The organism is Candidatus Woesearchaeota archaeon (assembly GCA_016187565.1).
Classification (GTDB): domain Archaea; phylum Nanobdellota; class Nanobdellia; order Woesearchaeales; family JACPJR01; genus JACPJR01.
The window spans coordinates 1-6,830 of sequence record JACPJR010000018.1 but is presented as its reverse complement, the minus strand read 5'-3'; the positions used below and the strand labels follow the sequence as shown (position 1 = coordinate 6,830).

6 protein-coding genes are annotated in these 6,830 nt (G+C 39.4%); 2 read left to right on the top strand and 4 right to left on the bottom strand.

Annotation, left to right across the window (positions count from 1 at the left end; translation table 11 throughout):
* The 3 genes from HYW21_05785 to HYW21_05775 form a co-directional block, all read right to left on the bottom strand.
* Positions 1–3,078, bottom strand: a 3,078-nt coding sequence (locus HYW21_05785; protein MBI2548834.1) for a S8 family serine peptidase, incomplete at its 3' end; no start/stop codon positions are given.
* Between the two features lie 121 nt (positions 3,079–3,199).
* Positions 3,200–3,637, bottom strand: a complete 438-nt coding sequence (locus HYW21_05780) for a hypothetical protein (GenBank protein ID MBI2548833.1) — start codon at positions 3,635–3,637, stop codon at positions 3,200–3,202.
* The gene (locus tag HYW21_05775) at positions 3,634–4,191 is read right to left on the bottom strand and encodes a hypothetical protein (protein ID MBI2548832.1); all 558 of its coding nucleotides are present in this window, start codon (positions 4,189–4,191) and stop codon (positions 3,634–3,636) included. Before HYW21_05775 ends, HYW21_05780 begins: the two co-directional genes overlap by 4 nt.
* Positions 4,192–4,382: 191 nt before the next feature.
* Between HYW21_05775 and HYW21_05770 the strand changes: the two genes are divergently transcribed.
* On the top strand, positions 4,383–5,366 hold the full coding sequence (locus HYW21_05770) for an ABC transporter ATP-binding protein (protein ID MBI2548831.1): 984 nt from the start codon (positions 4,383–4,385) through the stop codon (positions 5,364–5,366).
* The gene (locus HYW21_05765; protein MBI2548830.1) at positions 5,353–6,171 is read left to right on the top strand and encodes an ABC transporter permease; all 819 of its coding nucleotides are present in this window, start codon (positions 5,353–5,355) and stop codon (positions 6,169–6,171) included. Before HYW21_05770 ends, HYW21_05765 begins: the two co-directional genes overlap by 14 nt.
* An 8-nt stretch (positions 6,172–6,179) precedes the next feature.
* Here HYW21_05765 and HYW21_05760 read toward each other — a convergent pair.
* Positions 6,180–6,830: VCBS repeat-containing protein (locus HYW21_05760; GenBank protein ID MBI2548829.1), on the bottom strand; the 651-nt coding region annotated here is incomplete at its 5' end.

The window sequence follows — 6,830 nt, the reverse complement described above, 5'->3', positions numbered from 1 at the left end:
GATCTTGATGGTAACTCTTTGTACTTGGCCTGCCTCAGTAAACACTAAGGTTTTGTTCAGCGAACCATCAGCAAAGACATTAATTACTTGTGTACCTTCAGGCAGGACCTTGACAGGGACATACTGGTGATGGGATAAATTACCATCAGATGCTTCTACCAGAATGGTGTAATCACCCGTATCATTGTTTGTCGGCATCCATTGCCCGGTCTCATTAAACGGTGCACTGTAATACAAGGTTAGTGTATCATTATCAGGGTCTGAAGCGTTTGCTGATAAGCTTGTTGTTTGACCTGCTATCGCAATAACCGGTTTCATGGGTTCGAGGTATGGCTGATGATTATCGCTGCCTAACGTAGCCATGATACTGTACGGAGAGCCTGCACGCTTAACCACAATCTCTGCTCTGCCGTCATCATCAATGTCAGCAATGGCTGGAGAACTTCCTATCAAGCCACCGAAGCTGTAATTGAACAGCTGGGTGCCATCACCGTTAATAACGTGCAAGATTGATTTATTATTTTCAGGTATAACGATTTCATTATCACCATTCCCATCAATGTCGGCTATCACCGGAGAAATCCCAGGATTCAGAAAGGTTCCTTGATTTGTATAAACACAGTCAAGCCTTGCATCATTTGCATCAATACAAGCAATACCACCAAGATCACTTCCCTCTGCATAGTAAAAAGAGGTAGCAGCTTCAATATGGTCATCTGTATCAAGATTAGCTAAAGCAAGGGTTGTGGGAGCATGAAAGGAAAGCGCTAATAATCGTTCCATTCCGCCTTGCGCTGCATCAAAAACATAAAAGTTATCTCCACAAGTTTTATACGCGCTGCAAAAGAGTGAAGAGCTGGTCATTAACACTTCATATTGGTTATCTCGGTCATAATCGTATAAAACAGGAGCACCCATAAAAGAACCGTACGAATTCTGCCATTTCAACTGGAGTTTATTGTTCACAAAGTCGAAGACTTTAATTCCATAATAAGTAGAAACAATAATTTCAAGGTTATCATCATTATCTATGTTTGCAACAGAAACACCACCCATGGAACCTCCATTACCAAAAGTATATTTATCAACAAACTCGTAACTATTTCCCTGATCTCTCAAGATAAAGACTTCCCCAGGCCAGTCTTCAATGCCAACGCTCAACTCATCAGTAAAGATAATTTCAGTCTGGCCATCATAATCAATATCAGCTGCAATAAGCCCAATGCCAAGAGAGCCGCGAACAGTGTCACCTATGCGTTGACTATATTTTGCTGGCACTGTATAACTCCACTTTTTGGAAAGCTCAAGATCTCCAGTGTATTGATTCTTTTGAAAATCAACAAGGTACAACGTACCATTAGCAAGACCAACTATTATCTCTTTATCTTCATCATGATCAGTATCAGCGAGAAGAGGAGCACCCTGAGAGTAGTCACCTATCTGAATATTACCACGAACCCTTCGCTTCAGAGGATTGCCATACCCCTCATTACTCTCAATCACATACAACCATGAATCGGGATCCTGAGGTGTTCCATAGGTTCCAAGCATAACCGTGTCTATCAAGTCATTGTTATCAATATCAGCAACAGCATTAGTCGAAGCAAGTCCTTCATCACCATCAACCTGAAAGACTAAATCAAGCTGCTCAACATCCTTTGCATTTTTAATGTCTCCCTTCAACAAGGTAAAACCTGTTCTTCTATTATCATGGTGGAAGGTGGGCCAGTCTTGGTGACTTACATCAAGTAAAGAAATATAATCTAGTGCTGCAAGTACATCAATTCTAGGAAAAAATTTTCCTTTTGTCTCCCAGAATAAAAATCTACTAATATAGACCTCTGGATCCCAAACTTGCTTCCCTGATTGAACAAGCGCTTCCTGTATTTGGTAAGGAGTTAACTTCCCATCATAAGCATCTTGAAGTAAAGCAGCTGCACCTGCAACATGCGGCGCTGCCATAGAAGTACCAACAGACCTAATAAAATCAGTGTTAACTTGATAATCTGGATCGAAACATTCTGTTTCATTGGTCACCTTATTAATGGTAAAATTAAGAAAACATAACGAATCGTCCAATCGAACATTCGGGGAGAAAGTAGAAACAATCTCTGGATATGGGGGAGAAGAACTTGCATATGTCCAAACTCCGCCTGGAGCCAATAGATCTAAATCGACATGTCTATTGGAGTAATCTGCAACATTATCATCTTTGTCAGTGGCACCAACTGAAGTAGCATTTTCTATACAAGCTGGGGAGTTTATACCATCATTATATCCATCGTTACCTGAAGAGACAGTCACCAAAATATTATTTTCAATTGCCAAATTGATACTTTGCGCTCTTGGGTCATCATTACAAAAATCTTCATACTTATCTCCGCCAATACTAATCGTGATAACACTTATGTTTAGTCGAGTAGCATTATTAACACACCAATCAATTGCACTGATCATATTAGGCACATTGCACCCTTCTTGACGCGTTGCTCCACAAACTTTGAGTGCAACAATTTTAGCATCTGGCGCCACGCCTCTAAAAGTACTATCATTCGAAGCAACAATCCCAGCAACATGTGTTCCATGACCAAAATCGTCAATTGGGTCAAAATCATTATTCCAAAAATCAAAACCTCCAATGACTTTTGAGCAAGCGCCCGATTCAAATTCTTCTCTGCTGCAAGAACCCATATTAAGGTGTGTATAATCAACACCTGTGTCAATTACGCATACTGCTTGGTTTTTTCCAGTATAACCTAAATTATAACTAAGGTCTCCATTTATAAGAGGTATACTCTCTTCAAGAGTTACATATTCTTTTTTTGATAAATAAATTGAGGATACTAGAGGATTCTTAATAAGATCGTGATAGCCCTGTTCAGTTATTTTTGCACTAAAACCATTTGTCAATAAAAAAAGATTCACATCTTTTATATCCCTATTTGATAGGTTAGAGAGAATTGTCTTCTGACTGTTTTTAATAAATCTTTGTCGATTTACAAAATCTTTATCATTGAGGAAATCCTCATTTTTTAGAATAACAATAACTTCCGTAAGATTTTGCATAGACAGTTCCATTAATAGTCCTTTATTAGGAACTGTACCATTAGTTTGAGTATAGGCAGAAACAAAGGATATTAGTAAAATAAATAAAATAGTGAAACCCCATATTTTCCTTACTTTAGCTGAGGGCATCATTTTATTTGGCTGTTGGTTTTTCTATTTTACTAAAATATACCCGATCGACATACCATTTCTTTTCTAGTTCAGATTTTATCTCCTTTAGGACGTAATCTTTTCGTTCTAACGATATACGATCATCGTAATATAACTTCACAAAGGCCATGTTTGATAGAGCAGGATAGTCAATACTTATATTAGATATTTCAGGATAAGCGCTTTTGAGAGTATTAATTTCCTGAGAAAAATAATATCTAAATCTAGCTTGTTGAGATTGGTTATTTGAATTTGCAAAAGCATTAAGAGTATTTCCATTGGCGCCGTTAAAAGATATAATTAGTTCCTCTATGAGGTATTTTCTCAGGTCTTGTTGTTGATTAATGTCTTCATTCAAACAACCTTGTACTAGAAGACTAAGTATAATTACAAGCGAAAAAATTATATTAACTGTTTTCATCTCCCCTCACCTCTCTTTACTTCCACTTCAACAATGTCATAGGCTTCAAACGGCATGTTACAGAACCGTCGATGATCACAGAAATTAAAGGTAATGGATGCAATCTGTAAAGAAACATCCTCATTCAAGGTAAAGACAGAAGGTTTGCTGGCATTGCTCTGCCTCGGATCGTATAATCTCTTGGTTGGCACGCCGTTAATGCGGAAGAAACAAGCCTTGGTGTTACGATCACAGTACAGCAAATCAATAACGTATTTTTCCTTATCAATTATATAGCCACGTTGAGTATCCAGGTGTGCACCAATCTTCATGGTTGTTTTATCATAAGAATCAAACTTTTTGTACGTCAGATTCGTGAAGTTCTGGTGCACCGTAAAGTACTCCTGGATAGAGGGGGTGTGAATAGTCTGATTATGAATGGTTGTTGCAAAAGGAAGTTGAGAAGAATCTGGAGAAAACGGTGTTAAAATTGACGAAGTATCCAGAGCTGTCGTGAACAATATACTACCAAGCAATACGCTTGCCACAATCAACAATAACATGCTTTTTTTCATGGTAACAACCCCCAAGAGAGTGGTAAATTCAATAAAGTTTATATGTCTTTCTGAAAATTTACCGGAAATCTTTCGTTACAGGGTCTTTTCTGATGGGAATGACTGATATGCTCTCGTAAAGAGAGAGATCCGAAGGATTACACCCTAGAGAGGAGACAAAGGTTTATATATCACAGATCTACCGAGGTGTTATGGATCCCATTGTCGTCAATAAGGTATCCATGGCCTATCGTATAAAAAGAGGAAGCAGCCTGAAATACTTATTTTCTCGCGAAGAGCTGCACGCATTACAAGAGGTAAGTCTGAACGTTAAACAAGGTGAAATCTTTGGTCTCATCGGTCCATCAGGAGCAGGAAAAACAACACTCGTCAGAATCCTTGCCACCTTACAGATTCCTTCTTCGGGTATTGTCCTTATCAATGGAAAGGATGTAGTAAAGGAATACAGACCGATCCAACGTGATATCGGCGTTGTTTTGGGAGAACGATCACGAGCATTGTATTGGAGAATAAGCGGAAGAAAAAATCTCGAGTTCTTTGCTGCTCTCTATGATCTTCGAGGGAATCAGGCAAAAGAGCGAATTGGCTGGGTGTTAGAAAAAGTTGGTTTAACTGACAAGGCTGATGAACTCGTCATGCATTACTCAACAGGAATGAGAAACAAACTAGGGATTGCACGAACACTCCTGCACAACCCTTCTATTTTGTTGTTTGATGAGTTAAGTACAGGCATGGATCCTCTTTCAGCAATAAAAATGAGAAATCTGATTAAAGAATTATGTCACCTAGACAAGAAAACGATTTTTCTGACCAGCCATAATATGGAAGAAATCGATTTACTGTGTGATCGTGTTGCACTTATCAATAAAGGTACTATTATTGCCATGGATACGACGAAAAAGCTCAAAAAGATGATCAGTAAAGACGAGCTTATCAAGATCGTGCTCAACAAGCCATTGTTTGAGCTAGAGAAAATCAAACAGCTCAAGGGAATCTCTCATGTACGAGCCAATGTTACTCATCTCACCATCCATGCGCAGCGAGGGATGGATATCGGGATGATCACGAACACTATTGAAAAACAGCATCGGAAGATCTTGAGCATCAACACTATTGAACCAAGTATGGAAGAAGTGTTCATGAAACTTATGGGGAACAACAATGAAATTGCATAGCCTCTGGAAGATATGGGCGTTTACCAAAAGATCATTTGAGATTATCTTTTCCTATAAACTAGCCCTTGCTACGACGTTTATTTCACCACTCCTCTTTGTGTTTATGTTTGGAATGATCGGAAAGGTCTTCAAGGATGTTGAGATTCCGGCTTTAGCAGTTTATGGTGGTGATTATGTATCCTATATTCTGCTGGGAAGCATTTTCTGGCAGTTTGTTTCCATTGGTCTGAGTACGATTGCTGATGAAATGCATGACGAGGCTTCTATTGGAACCTTGGAAGCTATCTTTATGAGTCCAACTAATGTAACCTTTGTCTTTCCTGGCCTAACCTTTGTCTCGATGATCATCTCTGGACTGTTTACCGTCATTACCATTACGGTTGGTATCCTGTTTTTTAATTTTAATATTGGCAATGGCAATTATCCCTTAGCATTACTTATTGCTGTGCTCACCTACTTTACCACCTTAGGAATAGGCATGATTGTGGGTGGTCTTACCTTGATCTACAAACAGATTGGTAGTTTAGTCGGGCTAGTAACAACCTTTCTCATGTTCTTATCAGGAATTTATTTTCCAATTGAAGTCTTACCCTCATTTCTCCAAACCGTAGCACAGTATGTTCCATTAACGTATGCACTCCATAGTATGCGATTGGCATTACTGCAAGATGCAGGTTTTATGCTGGTGATAAAACCGATTATAGACCTTGCTATTCTTTCTGCAGTAAGCATTCTTGTGGGCTATCTTATCTTTGATTATGCCATTGAAAAAGCAAGAAAAGACGGCAGTTTGGGACAGTATTAAGTGTCTTATTATTCAACCGGTTTCCCTTCTATCTTCATGGTTCCATAGATAAGCTGTGCTTTCTTAGGTATCTTGATGGTAACTCTCTGCACTTGCCCAGGCTCGGTAAACACGAGAGTTTTGTTGAATGAGCCATCAGCAAAGACATTAATTACTTGTGTACCTTCAGGCAGGACTTTGATAGGTACATACTGGTGATGGGATAAATTACCGTCAGATGCTTCTACCAGAATGGTATAATCACCGGTATCGTTGTTCGTTGGCAGCCATTGTCCGGTCTCATTAAACGGTGCGCTGTAATACAACGTTAGGGTATCATTATCAGGATCTGAAGCGTTTGCTTGTAAGCTTGCTGCTTGACCTGCTATCGCAATAACCGGTTTCATGGGTTCAAGGTATGGCTGATGGTTGTTGCTGCCTAACGTAGCCATGATACTGTACGGCGAGCCTGCCCGTTTCACCACAATCTCTGCTCTGCCGTCATCATCAATGTCAGCAATGGCTGGCGAGCTGCCGATTAAGCCACCAAAACTGTAATTAAACAGCTGGGTGCCATCACCGTTAATAACGTGCAAGATTGACTTGTTATTCTCAGGAATAATAATCTCATTATCACCGTTTCCGTCGATGTCGGCTATGACCGGAGCAATATTCGGGCT

Bases quoted from the DNA above. Each gene is read 5' to 3' on its own strand.
- HYW21_05775 (MBI2548832.1), bottom strand. From the start codon at position 4,191: ATGAAAAAAAGCATGTTATTGTTGATTGTGGCAAGCGTATTGCTTGGT.
- HYW21_05765 (MBI2548830.1), top strand. From the start codon at position 5,353: ATGAAATTGCATAGCCTCTGGAAGATATGGGCGTTTACCAAAAGATCA.
- HYW21_05770 (MBI2548831.1), top strand. From the start codon at position 4,383: ATGGATCCCATTGTCGTCAATAAGGTATCCATGGCCTATCGTATAAAA.
- HYW21_05780 (MBI2548833.1), bottom strand. From the start codon at position 3,637: ATGAAAACAGTTAATATAATTTTTTCGCTTGTAATTATACTTAGTCTT.